Here is a 19,204-nt window from a genome sequence, read left to right on the forward strand (position 1 = left end):
AACGGGAAATCAACCACCACCATGCTGACTTGGCACATCTTAAAGCAAGGCGGGCTCAATGTCGGGTTAGCTGGTAATATCGGGCGGAGCTTCGCGTGGCAGGTAGCACGCGAGCAGTTTGATTATTATGTGTTGGAACTGAGTAGCTTTATGCTGGATGATATGTACCATTTCCGTTCCGATGTGGCAGTGCTGCTCAATATTACTCCGGACCACCTGGATCGGTATGAACATCAGTTGGAAAATTATGTGGAGTCGAAATTCCGTATCGTTAGAAACCAACAACCCGACGACATTTTTATTTACTGTGCCGATGACCCCATTACGATGGCCGCCTTGGCAAAGCATCCCACTGCAGCACTAGCGCTGCCATTCAGCCTCAGTATAAAGACAGAGCCGGGAGCTTACCGGAACAGCAACAATGAACTTGTAATTAACGTACCAAATCAAGATAGATTTACGATGGATATTAATGAACTTTCCCTTCAGGGTAAACACAATGTGTACAATAATATGGCTTCAGGATTAGTAGCCAAGGCCCAGGAACTACGCAACGCTTCAATGAAGGAAAGCATGGGCTCGTTCAAAAACATTCCGCATCGCCTTGAATTTGTGGCGTGTATCGCCGGTGTCAATTATATCAATGATTCCAAGGCAACCAATGTAAATGCCGTTTGGTATGCCCTCGAGAGCTTTGCCCCACAAGTGGTGTTGATTATGGGCGGCGTGGACAAAGGCAATGATTATGAGATGCTGCGCGATTTGGTGAAGGCTAAAGTGCGGGCAATTGTCTGTATCGGCAAAGATAATTCTCGGATATACGATTCGTTGGAGGATGATGCGAAGATGATCGTCAACAGCTCCAGCATGCGGGATGCCGTTGAGATGGCGTCACATTTGGCCCAAAAAGGCGATACCGTATTGCTTTCGCCGGCTTGTGCGAGTTTTGACTGGTTCCGGAATTTCGAAGACCGGGGCAACCAATTTAAAGAGGCTGTGATGGATTTATGATTTGGTTTGAAGATAGAGCGATTTGAAGTCGAATTGCTGCATTTTTAAATTTTCAAATGGAAGAAAAAATGGAACAAGCATTTTCAAAATTGAAAGGAGACCGATGGTTGTGGATCATCATCATCGTCCTATCGGTATGGTCGCTGCTTGCGGTCTATAGTTCCGTCGGTACGTTAGCTTACAAAGAAGGGAAAGGCACCGAAGTATACCTTATCAAGCACACCCTGCTCATATTCGGCGGTTTTGCCTTGATGTATTTTTCGCATTTGCTCGACTATCGTTGGTATGCCGGTATCTCCAAAATCTTGATGATCATCACCATTCCACTGTTGCTTTACACATTGTTGTTCGGAAACACCGTAAACGAGGCAAGTCGATGGGTAACGATCCCCGTGATTAACCAGACATTCCAGACTTCTGATTTAGCAAAGCTGGCATTGATTACGTTCCTTGCACGGACACTGACCCGAAAGCAGGAGAATATCAAGGACGTCAAAAAGGCATTCCTGCCAATCATGGGTTCGGTTTGTGTGATATTCGTCCTGATTGCACCGGCCAACCTTTCCACGGCGCTCATGTTGTTTGGGGTGAGTGTGTTGCTACTGATTATTGGGCGTATCAGTATCAAGCAAATTGCCTATGTGTGCCTGGGGGTATTCGTGCTATTGGTATTGGTTGTGGCGCTGGGGCCGAGGCGGGCAACCTACATGTCGCGTGTAGAAACCTATCTCAGCGGCGAAAAAGCGGATAATGATAGATCATATCAAGCGGACCATGCCAAGATTGCCATCGCATCCGGCGGGTTATTTGGCAAAGGTCCCGGAAATAGTACGCAACGGAATGTGTTGCCCCATCCGTATTCCGACTTCATCTTTGCAATCATCGTCGAAGAATACGGCACCATCGGAGGTGTAATATTGGTGTCGTTGTATGTAGCGTTGATGTTCCGGTGTATACGGATTGTAACCTTAAGCCCCAAAGCCTTCGGGGCATTGTTAGCCGCCGGCCTGGGGTTCAGCCTTACCTTGCAGGCGTTGGGTAATATGGCGGTGGCTGTCGGCTTGGGGCCCGTGACCGGTGTTCCGCTACCCCTCGTGAGTATGGGGGGAACATCCATATTATTTACCAGCCTGGCCTTTGGTATTATCTTAAGTGTAAGCCGTAATATCGACGAGATGAAGACGGTTGGCAAGACAGGCGACCAAAACAAGAAGGTGATTGTGGGAGAAATTCCGGCAATGAGTTGATAACGTATCGATAACGTAGGTGGAGTTAAGGACAATGGCAAAACGGATCATTATAAGTGGTGGGGGTACAGGAGGTCATATCTTCCCGGCCATCGCCATTGCCAATGCCTTGAAACGCTTGGCACCCGACACCGTCTTGTTGTTTGTCGGGGCGAATGGGAAAATGGAAATGGAAAAAGTGCCGGCAGCGGGATATGAAATTGTGGGCCTCGATATCCAAGGAATCAACAGGGCGTCGCTTTGGAAGAACTTGGCCCTACCGTTTAAATTATACATGAGTATCCGCAAGGCACGACGTATTATCCGTGATTTCAAGCCCGATGTAGCTGTAGGGGTAGGTGGATATGCGTCAGGGCCATTACTCCACGCTGCGGAGCGGATGGACGTGCCGTGTTTGATTCAGGAACAGAACTCGTATGCCGGTATCACCAATAAGCGGCTGGCACATAAAGCAGACAAGGTGTGTGTTGCATTTGAAGGTATGGACAGGTTTTTCCCGAAGGAGAAGGTTTTGTTTACCGGCAATCCCATCCGCCGTGATGCCGTGGCAATAGAACATAAACGCGCCGAAGCGATGGCTTCAATGGAATTGTCGCCCGATAAGAAGACCATCCTTCTCACCGGCGGGAGCCTTGGCGCACGCACATTGAATGAGAGCATGAGGGATGGGTTGGAACGCCTACTTGCCGCCGATGTGCAAGTAATTTGGCAATGTGGCGCCTATTATTATGATGCACTACGGAAAGCCATGGGTACGAAATACGACGGTGCAGTGAAACTGACAGCTTTCCTCCAGCGCATGGACTTTGCCTACGCCGCTGCGGATATCATCATCGCCAGGGCCGGTGCAGGCACCATTGCTGAACTTTGCGTTGTTGGCAAGCCAACAATATTGGTCCCATCGCCGAATGTGGCCGAAGATCACCAAACAAAAAATGCACAGGCATTGGTGGAGAAGACCGCTGCGCTGATGGTGAAAGATTCGGAAGCACCGCAACAATTGATTGACACCGCCTTGGATTTACTGATCAATCAGCAAGCGGCTGAAACGTTGCGCTCAAATCTAAAGAAATTGGCGGTATTGGATGCCGACGAAGTAATTGCACAGGAAGTGTTAAAGCTGGCGGGGAAAAATGGGGATGTAAGGCAACAAGCAAATAGCAAAAAGGAACGACAATGAATATAAATAACATCAGGCAAGTGTATCTCATCGGAATCGGCGGCATCGGTATGAGTGCCCTCGCTCGCTATTTCCGCCATTTGGGCTGTCTGGTGGGGGGATATGACAAAACAGAAACCGATTTGACCCGCCGGCTGGTGTCCGAAGGCATAACCATAAATTACATCGACGATTTCGATCTGGTCAACGATGCGTTTAAATCGGCCGATGAACACACCCTGATTATTTATACACCTGCCGTGCCAAGCGAACTGGGGATCCTCAACCAATTTCAGGAATTGGGCCATACCCTGTTTAAACGGTCGCAGGTGCTGGGGCTGATTAGCCAAAATAAGTTTACCATTGCTGTTGCCGGTACCCATGGAAAAACCACCACCACGGCATTGATCGCACATATCCTAACGGACAGCGGTTTTGGCTGTTCCGCCTTTTTAGGCGGGTTAAGTACGAATTACGGTACGAATGTGCTCTTTGCGGATAACAACATCATGGTGGTGGAGGCGGACGAATTTGATCGATCGTTCCTCACCTTGTATCCTGATATCGCGGTGGTGACGTCGGCCGATGCCGACCATTTGGATATTTATGGCGACAAAAATCAACTCCATGAATCATTTAGGCTGTTCCTGGGGCAATTACATTCGCAAGGGAAGCGCATCATAAAAGCAGGCCTACCATTCGAAGCAGACATCAATTATTCGGCAACAACGGCGGCCGACGCCTATGCGGATAATGTCCGAGTGAAGCGCGGGGAGTTTTATTTTGATTACGTCTATAACGGCGGTAAGGTAGCGGATGTAAAGCTTGGCGTGCCCGGACAGCACAATGTCGAGAACGCCGTAGCGGCAACCGCTGTTGCGCAGCTGCTGAAGATCCCAATGGCCAAAATAACCGATGCCCTATCGTCGTTTGCTGGAGTGAAGCGCAGGTTTGAGTATATTGTAAAAACAGCGGATACGATCTATATCGATGATTATGCCCATCATCCCGAAGAGCTAAAGGCCTTTTTTGCGGCAGTGAGGAAGCTGTATCCCAAAAAGAAGCTTACAGCTATCTTCCAGCCCCATTTGTATAGCCGGACGCGTGATTTTGCCGCTGGTTTTGCCGAAGCATTGAGCACCGTGGATACGCTGCTCTTGATGGAAATCTATCCGGCCCGGGAGATGCCGATAAAAGGCGTCGATTCGCGGATGCTGCTCGAGAAAGTAGCTATCGATGACAAGCATGTTTTAAGCCCCGAAAACATAAAAATGTATGTGCGCAACATGCACCCCGAATTGCTCGTTACGGTCGGTGCAGGAGATATTGATTTATTGGTAAAACCATTGAAGGCCATATTGGAACATGGGTAGCATCCTAACATACCGCTTGAATTGGCGCAACGTAATGTACGGGGTAACAGGAGCCGTGTTGCTTGCCGGTACCGTCATGCTTATGGGTTTTATTGGTGTCAAAAGCAGGGAACAAGCCTGTACCGCGGTGCGGGTGATCCTGTTGGGTAACGAATCGTTCATCGAACAGAAGGACATCGCCGCGCTTTTAGTAGAGAAATTCGGCGAGTTGGAAGGCCGCACCTTGGAAAGTATTCCTGTTCATCAAATCGAAAACGACCTGCGGCAGATCCCTTATGTGTTTTCGGCGATTGTAACAACCGATATGGATGGGTTATTGACCGTTCGGGTGAAGCAAAGGGAAGCAGTGGTCAGGGTTATCAATCGCGGCGGTCCCGATTTTTATATCGACCGGCAAGGCCACAAGATGCCCGTTTCGCCCAAATATGTGCCCCGTGTGCCTATCGTGAATGGTTTTATTTCGGAATCCTACGACGGCAAACTCGACAGCACGAAGAGCCAGCTGGTGGGAGATGTTTTCGAAATAGCGCAATACATCAGCGCAGACAGTCTATGGAGCAGCCAAGTGGTACAACTTTATGTCAATGAACACCACGATATTGAACTGGTGCCCCGGGTTGGTGGGCAACAGATTATCCTGGGCAATGCCGATTCGCTGGATCGAAAATTCGAAAAGCTGCTGTTGTTTTACCGCAGGATTGTTCCCAAAACGGGCATCAATGCTTATAAGTCGGTGAACCTCAAATACGCGGGACAGATTATCTGCGAGCGGAGTGCCCACTTCGACCCCGATGACATCATTATTTTACCGGATTCAACTCATCAAATTCAATAAATAGCAACAATACACAATAATTATGAAAGCAAAAGTAACAACGGAAAAGGACTCGCCAATCATCGTGGGGCTTGACATTGGTACGACGAAAATATGCGTCACCGTGGGCCGGCGTAGTGGCACGAACAAAATTGAGATTCTTGGGGTAGGAAAAGCGGAATCATCCGGTGTAAGCCGCGGGGTGGTCGCCAATATCCAAAAGACCGTAAACAGTATCAAGTTAGCCGTCGAAGAAGCAGCAGGCCAGTCTAATGTAGACATCAAAGTCGTCAATGTCGGTATTGCGGGCCAGCACATCAAAAGTATCCAGCACCGTGGAATACTTACGCGCAAAGATGACAGTGAGATTAACCGATTGGACATTGAACGGCTCATCGAAGACATGTATAAACTGGTGCTCCCTCCGGGGGAGGAGATCATCCATGTATTGCCGCAAGAGTTTACCATCGATAATGAGCCAGGGATAAAAGATCCCATTGGTATGGCAGGGCGTCGAATGGAAGCCAATTTCCACATCATTTCCGGGCTTGTAAGTGCCGTTAAAAATATCAAGAAATGCATCGACAACGCGTCGTTGGAGGTGCAAGATTTGATTCTCGAGCCCTTGGCTTCTTCGGAAGCTGTGCTCGACGAAGCAGATAAAGATGCGGGCGTAGTGCTGGTCGATATCGGCGGTGGCACCACCGATGTCGCTATATTCCACGAAGGCATCATTCGCCATACCGCCGTGATTCCGTTAGGCGGAAACATCGTTACCGAAGATATCAAGCAAGGGTGCTCCGTATTGCGCAACCAAGCTGAACTGCTGAAAATCCGTTTCGGATCGGCACTTGCCGACGAAAACAAGGAAAACGAAGTAATCAGTGTGCCCGGATTGCGCGGCAGGGAAGCGAAAGAGATTTCTGTAAAGAACCTCGCTTATATCATCCAAGCGCGAATGGAAGAAATCATCGAGCACGTTTATTATGAAATTAAATCGTCGGGCTATGAGAACAAGCTGATCGGAGGTATCGTCATTACCGGTGGCGGAGCCCAGTTGAAGCATCTTGTCCAACTGGTTGAATACATTACCGGTATTGATTGCCGTGTCGGGTTCCCGAATGAACACCTAGCGAAAAATGAAGTGCTTCCCAAAACCAGCTATGATGAACTGAAAAGCCCGTTGTATGCTACAGGTATCGGTTTACTGATCAAAGGAATACAAGCGGAAGAAGAGCAGGAGGAGTTGGATGAGGATAAAGCCGACCGCATGTCTATCAAGGACATAGCCCAACGCGAGAGCAAAAAAACAGGATTGCTCGGATGGTTTAAGGATATCATCAAAGACGGCAACGAAATTGATGACGCATCGTACCTGGGCAAGCGATAGTTTTCAACAACCGCTATTTTTTCCACATTGTTAACAATTGTGGAAAACCATTGTGTAAAAAGTGCTATTATTACACTACGAATATTGAATCGAAATGAGTTTTGTATCACGCTCTGTTGGAGCAAAATACGATTGAAATATGTCTTTTAAGTTTGAAATGTTAAAGGAGCAATCGGCAATTATCAAGGTAATTGGCGTAGGTGGAGGTGGCGGAAACGCGGTGAACCACATGTATAAACAGGGAATCAGCGGTGTGGATTTCATCGTTTGCAACACGGATGCACAGGCATTGGAGTTGAGTTCCATACCGAACAAGGTGCAGCTGGGCGCCAGCCTTACGGAAGGGATGGGCGCGGGGGCGGATCCCAGTGTCGGTGAAAATTCGGCCATTGAGAGCATCGAAGATATCAAGCGCATGTTGGGGTCCAATACCAAAATGCTATTTATTACTGCGGGCATGGGAGGCGGTACGGGCACAGGTGCCAGCCCTGTACTCGCAAAAGCGGCCAAAGAGCTTGGTATCCTTACCGTGGCCATCGTTACTACCCCCTTTGCTTTTGAAGGCAAGAGACGCCGTATGCAGGCGGAAGACGGTTTGGGTGAGCTCACGAAATACGTCGATTCGTACCTGGTTATTTCAAACGACCGGTTACGCGATATTTTCGGTAACCTTACCATGACCGCCGCGTTCGCGAAAGCCGATGACATCTTGACCACAGCGGCGAAGGGCATTGCTGAGATTATCACCATCCCAGGATATGTAAATGTAGACTTCAAGGATGTACGGACCGTCATGAATGATAGTGGCGTGGCCATAATGGGTAATGCGGTCGCCGAAGGCGAAGACCGGGCATTGCGTGCAGTCGAAGGAGCATTGGCGTCGCCATTGCTTAAAGATAACGAGATTGAAGGCGCGCGTTACATTTTGCTCAATATTACTTCTGGAAAACAGGAAGTAACCATGGATGAGGTGACAATCATTACCGATTATATCCAAGACAAGGCCGGTTTATCGGCCGATTTGATTTGGGGCAACTGTATAAACGAAGGATTCGAAAATGAATTGTCGGTAACCATCATCGCAACCGGATTCCAAACCTCAGAGGAACGGATAAAAGAAAAAGAAAACGAACGCGTTGAAATCCCCCTGACTCCGGAAGAACCCAAGACGCCATATATTAAACCCATTAATCAGTTTGTATTAAGGGATAATGATCCTGCCGAAGCAGCCACACCTGTCGTCAGGCCCGTTATTGAGCGGAGTGATGTCCATTCTACCGCACAACAGGCTGACCTGTTCAGTACATCATCGTCAAAACCGCAATTGCGCAATAATACGCCAGATCGAGATGGCATTATCCGTCACACACTAGCCCCTGAAACCGAAGAGCCTAAAGAAACGGAGAGTGATCATACACCCAACGATGGCTATGAGGTGAAAACAACATCGTCTGCTTTCCATTTTGAATTGCCTACCACCTTTGGCGAGGAGATAACCCACGACGATGTGGAAGCCGCTACTCCGGAGGATAAAGGAGAGGCTGGTCGAGGGATCGATGAACATAAAACGCCTGAACATGTGGAGAAGGAATTGCTGAAAACCAAGGAACGTATCCTGCGGTTGAAAGAATTGAGTATGAAACTGAAATCCGCCAATGGTTTGCAGGAACTGGAAACGGAACCCGCGTACCGGCGCAAGCAAATGGCACTGGATGACGTGCCGCACTCGTCCGAATCGCAAGTGTCGAGGTTTACGCTGTCTACCGAAGAGGGCATTACGGAAATCAGGCCCAATAATTCGTTTTTGCACGATAACGTGGATTAGCACCTCTCGAGTGTTCGGTTTTCATATCACAACGAACGAACTGCTTGGTGGGGATGCCTAATCAAGCAGTTTTTGTGTGTTTAGGGGAGCTATAATGTAAATTTTGTGTCAATTAGGGCCGCGTTTCCGGATCGCCCCTACCTATACATATTGGTAGCTTTTGATTTAAAGTTTATCTTTGCAACGATTTTTGTCTTACTTAATAACGCAACATCGATATTGGACTTATTTGATAAAATAGCGAAAAATCTAGGGCCAATAGGCCAACATTACGAGTGGTCACATGGTTATTTTTCGTTTCCGAAACTGGAAGGTGAAATCGCACCCCGGATGTTATTCAACGGAAAGGAACATTTGGTGTGGAGCCTGAACAATTATTTAGGACTGGCCAATCATCCCGAAATTAGGGCTGTGGACGCCCAAGCGGCTGCCGACTTCGGTATGGCATATCCCATGGGTGCCCGGATGATGTCGGGCAATAGTATTCACCATGAGGAACTAGAGCAAGAGCTGGCTGGTTATGTTGGCAAGGAAGATGCGTTCCTACTCAATTATGGTTACCAAGGGATGGTATCCATTATAGACGCGCTCGTGGATCGCAACGATATTATCGTGTACGATGCTGAATCGCACGCGTGCATCGTAGACGGGGTGCGCCTGCACATGGGAAAACGTTTTGTGTACCAACATAATGATCTCGAAAGCTGTGAGCGGCAGCTGATACGAGCGTCTAAGTTGGCCCGTGTGAGCGGTGGTTCGATATTGTTGATTACCGAAGGGGTATTCGGCATGTCGGGTGCCCAAGGTAAACTGAAAGAGATTGCGGCCCTGAAAGAAAAGTATGCATTCCGCATGCTGGTTGACGACGCACATGGTTTCGGGACGATGGGACCTACGGGTGCCGGCACACATGAAGCCCAAGATTGCATAGCGGATATCGACATCTATTTCGGTACATTCGCCAAATCAATGGCCGGTATCGGGGCATTCGTGGCGTCTACCAAAGATGTGATCACTTACTTGCGATACAATATGCGATCGCAGACATTTGCGAAATCACTTCCCATGCCGATGGTGATCGGATTGAAAAAGCGATTTGAGTTATTGAAGAACAGCCCCGACCTCAGGGAGCGGCTCTGGATTATTGCCCGGACTTTGCAATATGGACTGAAAGAGCGGGGATTCGATATCGGCGCTACCGATACAATGGTAACCCCGGTGTTTTTAAAAGGTGATTTGCACGAGGCCACTGCCCTTACCCGCGATCTGCGCGAAACGCACGGCATATTTTGTTCAATAGTGGTTTATCCGGTTATCCCCAAAGGCCTGATAGAATTGCGGCTTATCCCCACAGCGGTTCATACCCCAGAGGACGTCGAATATACATTGGATGCATTTACGGCGGTTAGTGGAAAATTGCAGGCTGGCGATTATAAACAGGTTGTTTCTTTACAACCCGAGTGATTTCTGTACAAAAATGAACAAAAATAATAGGCTGGATTCACTTGGAAAATAGTAAGATCCTACGGCTATGTTTTTCGGTTATTTGTCTGTGTGTCAGTTATATGTGTTATTTGTTCGCGGCCTAGTCGTTGTTGTAGAACAGACGATGTGGAAAAAAAAGTGCATTTAAAGCCTGTTTTGGGTGTTTTAAAGTTTTTTTTTCCGAAAAAAGATTCTACTTTTAACGCACTGTAGATTATTAACTTATTTAATTTAAAAACTAAAAGGAGTATTTATTATGGCAAGTATCCAAAAATTCAATGAGCTTAAGAGTTTGATCGAAGGATTAGATGGGGACGCAGACAAATTCTTCAACAAAGGCAACAACGCGGCCGGTACCCGGGTAAGAAAGGGCCTGCAAGACGTTAAGAACCTGGCTCAAGCAATCCGCTTGGAGATTCAAGATGCAAAGAATGCAAAATAAGCATACTGTTTGACCCCGTCAAATAGCTAAAAAGCCCTGAATTTCAGGGCTTTTTTTTTGGTTAATTTCTTATATTCGTACCTCCAATTAATAAAGGCGGTGGTAAATTATGGAAAAATGCTCTTGTTGTTTTTGGCCTGCCTGCCCATCGCAGGGGCAGCCCAGCAACAGCCGCATTATACCATGTATATGGCGAATAACTTCGTGCTTAATCCCGCTGTGGCTGGGCTTGAGGAATATGCTGACCTGAAGCTGTCAGCCCGGTCACAGTGGACGGGTATTGCGGATGCGCCCAGAACCTTATATGCTACTTTGCATGCGCCCATCCCCAAGCGGGACGGGCGGAAAAGCAATATGGGGATGGGAGCCAAGATCCTTGTCGACCAGACCGGCCCCCTTTCTTTGTCGACTGCTGAGTTGAACGGCGCCTACCACCTACGACTTAACGAAACTTACCGACTGTCATTCGGAATGGGGGCCGGCATGAAATACCAGCGTGTCGATTTTTCAAAGGTACAACTCGTGGATTCCGGCGATCCCCGTTATGGGAATGATGATTTCCGGCGATTGACCCCCGCGCTTAGCGCCGGCCTATGGTTCTATTCAACAGATGTGTATATAGGTATGTCGGTCCAGAACCTATTGGGAAACAACCTGGGCTCCTCCGCTGGCGATCGGCTGGCCCTGGCAATGGAGCGACATTATTTTGCGACGGCAGGTTATCGTTTCCAGTTCGGCCAATTTTACCTTACCCCATCCACGATGTTGAAGTTTGTTCGGCCTGCGCCGATAGCGTACGACATCAATCTGAAAGGGCAGGTGGCTGATGCTTTTTGGGCCGGACTTAGCTGGCGGCACCAAGACGGTGTCGCAGCCATGGCTGGTTTTTTCATTAGCGCTACCCTAAATGTCGCCTATGCGTATGATTTCATCGACTCCGACCTGAGGCAGCATTCCTTAGGTTCACATGAAATCGTACTGGGCATCAATCTCAATAACCAAAAGGGGCCGAAGTGTCCGACGATCGCATGGTAAATAGGCAAATATACTACCTCAAGGGAATGACGGTACTGTTCCTTACCGTATTTTTTGCTACCAGGGGGCATGCGCAATGCGGCTCGTCGGGCGATCCGATTGTCAATATTACCTTTGGTACCGTTGATGACCCCGATATCGGAAGAGGGACGACCACATATGATGCCATCCCACCGGGCCAATCTCCGCAAGGAGAGGGATGGTACAAATTGGTGTCTAATGTAAATGAAGGGCTTGCCTCTTGGCACAACCTTCGTGACCACACGGGTGACGCAGGTGGACTGATGATGATTTTTAACGCCGATGACTATCCAGGCGAATTCTATCGCATCCGGGTCTCGGGCTTATGTGAAAACACCCGCTTCCGTTTCAGCGCTTGGATTGCGAACGCCAACCGTGTAGAAGAGTGCGGCGGGAACCCGATACCACCCAACGTGCGTTTTGTCATTGAGGATATAGATGGAAACCAAGTGAATTCACTAGGAGATATTACCAGCAATATACATGCTACATCCTCGCCGCGATGGCAGGAATATGGATTTGAGTTTGACACAGGTAGTCAAACCGAGTTTGACTTGGTTCTCATCAACGACAACCCAGGTGGCTGCGGCAATGATCTGGCTATCGATGATGTCCAATTCACGCCCTGTGGCCCGCCGATTTCGCTCGCGATGGACGAAACGTTGAAACAGGTGGATACCCTGTTTTTTTGCGATAGGGATACCGAGCACATCGTAGTTACGGGAAGCATCGCCGCTGACGATAGCTACTCCGGGGAACCGGTATTCCAGTGGCAAACCCGCCAAGGGGAGGATACCGCTTGGCGGGACATGGACGGTGAACGCGATAACGCGTTGCGCATCATGCCCACGCATAACCAATGGTACCGCCTTACGGCAGCGGCCAGTACCGCTAATCTTGATAAACCCTTATGCCGGATTTCCTCCGAGCCTATCCGTATCGCGAGGCTTGCCCAGCAGGCCGGCGCCACGGACGTGGATGAACGGGGGGCGATATGTAGCGATGAGTCAATGTTATTGAACCCCGCCGAATACATCAGTACGGGTGCAGGTCCCCTTACCTACCAGTGGCAGCTCGGTACCGCCACCGACGAACCCGTTGATATACCGGGAGCAACATCGCTTACCTATCAATTCAACCCCCCGCGGACCGGTGTTTTCCGTTTGCGCCGACAGGCGATCAATGGTTGCGGCGACCGTTTTATTACCCATATTTTCGAAATCGAGGTGCCGGAGACGATACGGACGACATTGTCTTTGGTCCAACCCGAGGTATGTGCGGACGACGGGCCTTTACAATTGTCAGGCGGCGAGATAATCAATGACGGTAGGGTGGGGGTCTATAGCGGGACCGGAGTGGTCGACGGTATCTTCTACCCAGCTGTCGCTGGTGTTGGGCAACATACCATCACCTTTTCACCACCGTCGGATGTATTGTGCCAACTACCATCACAGGCTACCATCACCGTCCATGACACGGTACATCTCCAACCCATGCTGAATGTCGTCATGCTTCGTGGCCAAACTATCTTACTCCGTCCACAAACGGATGCAACGCAATTCCGTTGGAGCAATGAACCCGGTTTGGATAACTACGATGCGCAATATCCCGTCGCATCGCCCGTTGAAACAACGACATACACGCTCACAGCCCGTAATGCTTTCGGTTGTGAAAAAATTGAGAGCGTTACCGTAACCGTGCTAAATGATCTCATGGTACCCAACAGTTTTACCCCCAATGGCGACGGCTTCAATGATGACTGGGAAATCAAAGGGCTCGCCAACTATCCGAATGCCGTCTTACAGGTGTTCAACCGCTGGGGCACGCTAGTCTTTTCGTCAAGGGGGTATACAGTGCCTTGGAGTGGCCGGCACAACGGTACGCCATTGCCGAGTGGCACTTACTACTATACATTATCTTCGGATATATTGGTACAGTCGCTAACCGGATCGGTGGCGATTTTAAGATAGGAAGCACTTTACCATATCTATTATTTTTTGTATAATCGCTCCAGACAAACGTACGAGATGACCAACAAACGAAATAGCGCCATATGGGTGATGAGTTCCGCATTCGACAAATTAACATTGCCCGACCTCGTGGACACTACCTTGCAGATCGGTGCACAAGGTATCGATTTATGCGTTTTTAGGCGCGATGGAAGCAGGCAGGACCATACCGCTACCCATTTGGACTACGATAATTTTACGCCAGATACCGCAAAAATACTTATTGATCGCTTCAATATGGCCAATTTACGTTTGTCATTGGGGGCTTTTGAAAATATGATAGGCGGTGACCCGGGAGAACGCGTAAGAAACCAAAACCACTTGCTTAAGTTAATCAGGATAGCTTATCTGCTCGGCGGTGATGGCAATGACGTTAAGGTAGGAACCTTTGTGGGTTACAACCATGAACTCGGTAACCAAGCGGATGGCTTTCAAAAGAACCTCGATGAATATCGTCGGGTGTTCGCTCCAATCATCCGGTATGCGGAAGACTTGGGCGTAACCATACTATATGAGAATTGCCCGATGGAAGGCTGGCGATCCGCTTCCTATACCACCACATATAATAACCTGCCCGGAGTACTTGCGGCACGCAAACTGATGTATGAGGTGATACCAAGTCGGGCACATGGGGAGATATACGATCCATCCCACGATGTGTGGCAACATAATGACCCGGTAGACGTGGTCACGCAGACTGACATCTCGCGCGTTCACCGTGTCCATGTAAAAGCGACGCGGAACCTTAAGACCGAAGCGCGTGTTGACTGGGGTGGTATGTATCCCATGCAGCTTGTTGACGCTGGGTTGGCGAAACGGGCGGGGGTCGCTATCCCGACCAATGATTGGGACAGACACCATTACGAGGCCATGTTACCCGGCTTCGGTGGTTCGGATAGCATGGATTGGCGGGCATTCGTTGATAAGCTATTCGAAAAGGGATTTCATGGGCCGTTTGAGATAGAGAATGAAGCCAGAAACTCAAAAGATACGGGTAACCTTGCAGCAACGGTACAAGGTTATGAGGCTGCCGTAAAGTTCCTAGCGCCCATGGTTTGGGGTCTTCAAGAAGATCTGGGTTATAGCTACCTGCATGGTTCTCCGCTGAGAACGCCAGCGGCGGCAAATATTGCCGTGACTACGATTGACCGGTTATAAATCTCAGGCGCCCGAATGTAACCGGAATTTTTCAATCAGTTCGGCGATATTCTCAACCTGCAACTTCTCAAAAATCCTTGTCTTATAGGTGCTTACCGTAGACGTGCTAAGGTTGAGTGCCTTGGATACATCCATGATACCCAATCCTTGTACGAGGTACTTGGCCACATCGACTTCCCGATTGGAAAGATGGTTTAGCGGGTTGTCTGCCTTCAGTACGGATTTTCCCATGGTGAGGGTGTTGTAATATAATTCACGTACCTCCGGACTCATGTATTTACCCCGTTGGAGGACGGAAAGGATGGCTTCTTTCAAGTCTGCTTTCGATGTGTTCTTGTTGAGGTAACCCGCTGCGCCAGCCTGGAGGTAACGGAGCGCATAAAGCGTCTCATCATATGAAGAAAATACCAATATTTTGATGGTTGGCTGAATGAGTAATACTTTTTCAACCATTTTGATATTATTTCCCCCCGGCATATTGATGTCGAGGAGAACGAGGTCGTAGGGTTTTTCCGACAACAACTTGATCATTTCATCAAAATCCTCAGCTTGCGTAACGCGTGCAAGCGGCAGTGCCTCTTTCACTACGATTGACGTACCCAGCCTAACGATTCCATGATCATCTGCTATCAATATTTCTGCCATCTGTTAAATGTTTATCATAGATGCCCCCTATCCAGGCAGTTGGTTATTTCATAAGTAAGTCACGCAATTAATGCAAATATAAGTTAAAATATAATTGCAATGGTGTTTTAGATTAAATTTAATAAGAAATGGTAGAAAGGTGTGTGGGCCGTTCAGGGACAGATAAAGAAAAATGATTAGATGAAAAAAAAATTTGTTTAGCCGGCGAAAATGTCCAATTTAGACGTTGGAAAATATTTTATTAACAAATTAACCTTATTGTTTTATGGGAGTTATGAAAGAGTTCAAGGAATTCGCCATGCGTGGCAGCGTGGTAGACCTTGCTGTTGGTGTGGTCATTGGCGGGGCTTTTGGCAAAATCGTTACCTCTTTGGTCAATGATATCATTATGCCCCCCATCGGTTATCTTACGGGAGGCATCGATTTCGCTGAAATGAAATACGTCATCGAACCCGCCGACGAAGCCAACGGGATAGCCGAAGTGGCTATAATGTACGGCAATTTCATCAATGTGATCATTCAATTCCTTATCATTGCTTTCTGTATTTTTCTCGTCATCAAAGGGATTAACTCCCTGAAACGAAAGGAAGAAGAAGTTCCTGCGGCTCCGCCTGAACCGTCAAAGGAAGAGGTACTGCTCACCGAGATCAGGGATTTGCTGAAGTCAAAATGATAAAATAACGAATATAGGGAAAAGGGACGCGTAAGCGTCCCTAAAAAGTTTTGGGCGCTGCTGGATTCGTAAGGATGATAAAATCCCCAAGATGCGCGAATGTATCCCAGTCAGGCCGACTGAAACTTGCATCGGGGAAACAGGAGATATTGGCTACAGCCGTCCGTCGCGGTATATAATTGTCCAGTTGGGCAATCGTGCCCAGGTGTTCGTCGCTGTGGAAGCGGCCATTGAGGTGAAGAATCTTGCGAACGTTTTTCCCCTTGAAGAATTTACTGATGCGGTACGCCATCGTCGCATCCCACAGGTTTTGGCTTTGGTAAATTTTCATATTGCCCATACCTCCATGACCACCCATTAGTCCGGTGAATTTTTCGTAGTAACGGCCGGTGAGTGTGTCTATCGGAAGCGGCGCAAGTAAGTGTTTCGCCGATTTATCCAGTACACGAAGACTTTCCAATCCCGACCGGCTTACCCGATTCGTGTATCGGCCGGGGGCGTTAGCCGCCAATAGGGGAAGTCCTTTATCTTTCGCATATTCCACCATGGGACGGTAATCCTCGTAATTGCCCCACAACACCGCATCTTTGTCGAGATTCCGTTCTGTGATCATACCGGCAAGGTATTCGTTGAGGACCAATTGGTCATCACTCACAAACATTTCCATCGAAAGCGCTACGCGGTCATAACGCTCATCCATTGCCTTCAGTAGTTCAAATTGTAAAACATGGGCTATCGAGTCGTTATGTTCCTCCCCGAAAAATACGATGTCTATGGGCGCAAGCGATGTCACCAACTCCTGCAAGGTGATTTCCTTTTTTTTATGGGTATCGTAAATGGTATATAATGAGTGGGCTATCTGGGCATGCGACGCGGCAATGTGGGTAACCCATAAAGAACAAATTAGTGCGGCTCTTATGATGTTCATACGACAAACTTAGATAAATTTATCGTCTCTCCGCTGCCGATGGGTGCTTTTCCTTACGGAAATATAAATCCGTCGTAAGGTCTGGGTTCGCAAATTGCTTTAATACTTCTGCAAAAAGATTAAGTTTGCGGTATGCTGATGATTGGGACTCAGCCGGGAAGAGGTTTTGTCCGATTGTGTGATTATGGCCGGTTATGAATCATTGTCAACGGTAGAAGATTTTGAGCGATGCTACAAAGCATACTATGGTATGCTATGCATGATTGCTTATGAATACACGCGCGATGAGATGCAGGCAGAGGAAATGGTGGGCAATACCTTCCTCGCGCTATGGGAAAAACGCGAGTCGCTCCATGTCACCACGTCCGTAAAAAGCTATTTGATCAAATCCACCCAAAATACGTGCCTGCAGCACCTGCGCAAGCGGAAATTGGAGACGCAGCGCTTGGGCGATGATTTTGTGCTCACGCACATTCCTTGGAGCAATGATTATCCTTTGGGGCGACTTTTCGAAAAGGAATTATCTGACATCATCGAAAAAGCCGTTGAATCTCTACCGCCACAATGCCGAAGAGCATTTCTGCTGAGCCGGGTTGAACAGCTGAGTTATGTCCAAATTGCTGAAACGATGCAAATTTCTGAAAACACTGTTAAAACCCAATTGAAGAAAGCGTTGTCCCGACTGCGCTACGCATTGAAAGAATATCTTCCAGTTATGGTCGTTTTCACAACGTTTCCATATTTTTTTTAATTGAGCATCACCCGTTAGCCTATTTTTCGCATCTATTTATTAGGTAAGATATATTATGGATATACCCCATCACATCGAATTGCTTGCTGTCAAATACCTGAACGGCACGATTTCCCGTGTCGAATATCAGGAGCTAACGGACTGGGTTAATTTGTCTGCGGCCAATCGGCTTGAATTTGACCGATTGCGTGAAATATGGCTCGCAGCAAATGTTGATAAGGGTGCCCGGTTTGACAGTGGCCTGGCATTTGAGCGTTTCGAAAGAGAGATCGTGAAGCCTAAATCAATTACCTCATCCTACCAATGGGCAGCGGCAGTCGCCGTTTTTATATTATTGTCGGGTATGCTTCTATATTATTTCTGGCCAGAGCACGATCATACGGAAGCAGCGATGTCCTACCAGGAAATTATCGTGCCCAACGGGTCCCGTTCAAAAATCCGACTGCCGGACAGTTCGTATATAACCGTAAACGCTGGCACGACCGTACGCTATAATACGGACTTTGGAAAAATCAGTCGCGATATATGGCTCGATGGTGAAGCCTACTTTGTCGTTAGGAAATCCGCGACGCCCTTTATCGTTCACTCTGGTTCGGTGCAGATAAAAGCGGTGGGTACAGAGTTCAACGTGCGGGCCTATTCCTCGGAAGACCAGATCGAAACCACGCTGATTTCGGGCAAGGTGCTTGTAAAAGACACCAGTGGCTTGTCAGATCTGCCAGAAGAGGTAGCACTCTTACCTAACCAAAAATTGATTGTTGCCAAACGCAATGTTTCACCGGATGATGAGGAGGCTTTTGCAGCGTCGACCGTTGGCGGGATAAGCCAGGTATCCAAGCCAGCACGGAACATTATTAAGCAAGAACATATCGACCCTGCGCCTAATGTCTCGTGGAAAGATGAAGAATGGGTGATTTACCGGGAAAGCCTAGGTGATTTGTCTGTTAGGCTTGAGCGCAGATATAATGTACGTATCATTTTTGTAGACGATCATTTGAAGTCGTTCCGATACAACGGTACATTGCCCGATGAGCCATTGGAACAGGTGTTGAAAATGATGAGTATGGTATCTCCGATACGCTATACCGTAACGGGAAAAACGGTGGTTTTTTCGGAGAAATAACAATGTGAATTTAATGTGTATGCTGCTAACCAAAAAAAGGAGTGCCTATGGAAAAAAGATGAAACAATTATAACAAAAAAAAGCATCGGGATGCGCCACATCCCGGATGCTCCAT

Annotated in this window: 17 protein-coding genes; 15 read left to right on the forward strand and 2 right to left on the reverse strand. The window is 48.0% G+C overall.

The window, feature by feature from the left end:
* The 12 genes from murD to ACO1NT_RS07235 form a co-directional block, all read left to right on the forward strand.
* The coding region (murD, locus tag ACO1NT_RS07180; RefSeq protein WP_449047812.1) for a UDP-N-acetylmuramoyl-L-alanine--D-glutamate ligase at positions 1-1,011 on the forward strand (1,011 nt) is incomplete at its 5' end.
* Positions 1,012-1,079: 68 nt separating this feature from the next.
* Complete coding sequence (locus ACO1NT_RS07185; RefSeq protein WP_449047814.1) at positions 1,080-2,258, forward strand: FtsW/RodA/SpoVE family cell cycle protein; 1,179 nt, start codon at positions 1,080-1,082, stop codon at positions 2,256-2,258.
* Between the two features lie 34 nt (positions 2,259-2,292).
* Entirely contained in the window at positions 2,293-3,438 is a 1,146-nt protein-coding gene (gene murG, locus ACO1NT_RS07190; RefSeq protein ID WP_449047815.1) for an undecaprenyldiphospho-muramoylpentapeptide beta-N-acetylglucosaminyltransferase, read from the forward strand.
* Positions 3,435-4,790: a UDP-N-acetylmuramate--L-alanine ligase gene (gene murC, locus ACO1NT_RS07195; protein WP_449047817.1), complete on the forward strand. Its 1,356-nt coding sequence runs from the start codon at positions 3,435-3,437 to the stop codon at positions 4,788-4,790. The genes murG and murC overlap by 4 nt, the downstream gene beginning before the upstream one ends.
* Positions 4,783-5,625 (forward strand): cell division protein FtsQ/DivIB, encoded by an 843-nt coding sequence (locus tag ACO1NT_RS07200; RefSeq protein WP_449047818.1) that lies wholly within the window; start codon positions 4,783-4,785, stop codon positions 5,623-5,625. Before murC ends, ACO1NT_RS07200 begins: the two co-directional genes overlap by 8 nt.
* A gap of 22 nt (positions 5,626-5,647) precedes the next feature.
* Positions 5,648-6,994, forward strand: a complete 1,347-nt coding sequence (ftsA, locus tag ACO1NT_RS07205) for a cell division protein FtsA (protein ID WP_449047820.1) — start codon at positions 5,648-5,650, stop codon at positions 6,992-6,994.
* Positions 6,995-7,133: 139 nt separating this feature from the next.
* Entirely contained in the window at positions 7,134-8,819 is a 1,686-nt protein-coding gene (gene ftsZ / locus ACO1NT_RS07210; protein WP_449047821.1) for a cell division protein FtsZ, read from the forward strand.
* 219 nt (positions 8,820-9,038) lie between these two features.
* The gene (locus tag ACO1NT_RS07215; protein WP_449047822.1) at positions 9,039-10,283 is read left to right on the forward strand and encodes an aminotransferase class I/II-fold pyridoxal phosphate-dependent enzyme; all 1,245 of its coding nucleotides are present in this window, start codon (positions 9,039-9,041) and stop codon (positions 10,281-10,283) included.
* 277 nt (positions 10,284-10,560) lie between these two features.
* On the forward strand, positions 10,561-10,746 hold the full coding sequence (locus ACO1NT_RS07220) for a histone H1 (RefSeq protein ID WP_090629460.1): 186 nt from the start codon (positions 10,561-10,563) through the stop codon (positions 10,744-10,746).
* A 117-nt stretch (positions 10,747-10,863) separates the two neighbouring features.
* Complete coding sequence (locus tag ACO1NT_RS07225) at positions 10,864-11,781, forward strand: PorP/SprF family type IX secretion system membrane protein (RefSeq protein WP_449047824.1); 918 nt, start codon at positions 10,864-10,866, stop codon at positions 11,779-11,781.
* Between the two features lie 26 nt (positions 11,782-11,807).
* Positions 11,808-13,772 (forward strand): gliding motility-associated C-terminal domain-containing protein, encoded by a 1,965-nt coding sequence (locus ACO1NT_RS07230; RefSeq protein WP_449047825.1) that lies wholly within the window; start codon positions 11,808-11,810, stop codon positions 13,770-13,772.
* Between the two features lie 57 nt (positions 13,773-13,829).
* Positions 13,830-14,969, forward strand: a complete 1,140-nt coding sequence (locus ACO1NT_RS07235) for a sugar phosphate isomerase/epimerase family protein (RefSeq protein WP_449047827.1) — start codon at positions 13,830-13,832, stop codon at positions 14,967-14,969.
* Between the two features lie 3 nt (positions 14,970-14,972).
* On the opposite strand, the gene ACO1NT_RS07240 is transcribed toward ACO1NT_RS07235, so the two are convergent.
* Positions 14,973-15,614, reverse strand: a complete 642-nt coding sequence (locus ACO1NT_RS07240) for a response regulator transcription factor (protein WP_449047828.1) — start codon at positions 15,612-15,614, stop codon at positions 14,973-14,975.
* 265 nt (positions 15,615-15,879) lie between these two features.
* On the opposite strand from ACO1NT_RS07240, the gene mscL reads away from it, so the two are divergent.
* The gene (gene mscL / locus ACO1NT_RS07245) at positions 15,880-16,287 is read left to right on the forward strand and encodes a large-conductance mechanosensitive channel protein MscL (RefSeq protein WP_449047829.1); all 408 of its coding nucleotides are present in this window, start codon (positions 15,880-15,882) and stop codon (positions 16,285-16,287) included.
* A gap of 40 nt (positions 16,288-16,327) precedes the next feature.
* Here mscL and ACO1NT_RS07250 read toward each other — a convergent pair whose 3' ends face one another.
* The gene (locus ACO1NT_RS07250; RefSeq protein WP_449047830.1) at positions 16,328-17,215 is read right to left on the reverse strand and encodes a ChaN family lipoprotein; all 888 of its coding nucleotides are present in this window, start codon (positions 17,213-17,215) and stop codon (positions 16,328-16,330) included.
* A 184-nt stretch (positions 17,216-17,399) separates the two neighbouring features.
* On the opposite strand from ACO1NT_RS07250, the gene ACO1NT_RS07255 reads away from it, so the two are divergent.
* Together ACO1NT_RS07255 and ACO1NT_RS07260 are read left to right on the forward strand one after the other, a co-directional pair.
* On the forward strand, positions 17,400-17,966 hold the full coding sequence (locus tag ACO1NT_RS07255; RefSeq protein WP_449047831.1) for an RNA polymerase sigma-70 factor: 567 nt from the start codon (positions 17,400-17,402) through the stop codon (positions 17,964-17,966).
* A gap of 55 nt (positions 17,967-18,021) precedes the next feature.
* Positions 18,022-19,089, forward strand: a complete 1,068-nt coding sequence (locus ACO1NT_RS07260) for a FecR family protein (RefSeq protein WP_449047833.1) — start codon at positions 18,022-18,024, stop codon at positions 19,087-19,089.
* Positions 19,090-19,204 lie beyond the last annotated feature (115 nt).

The sequence above is a fragment of the Parapedobacter sp. genome (genome assembly GCF_053550995.1).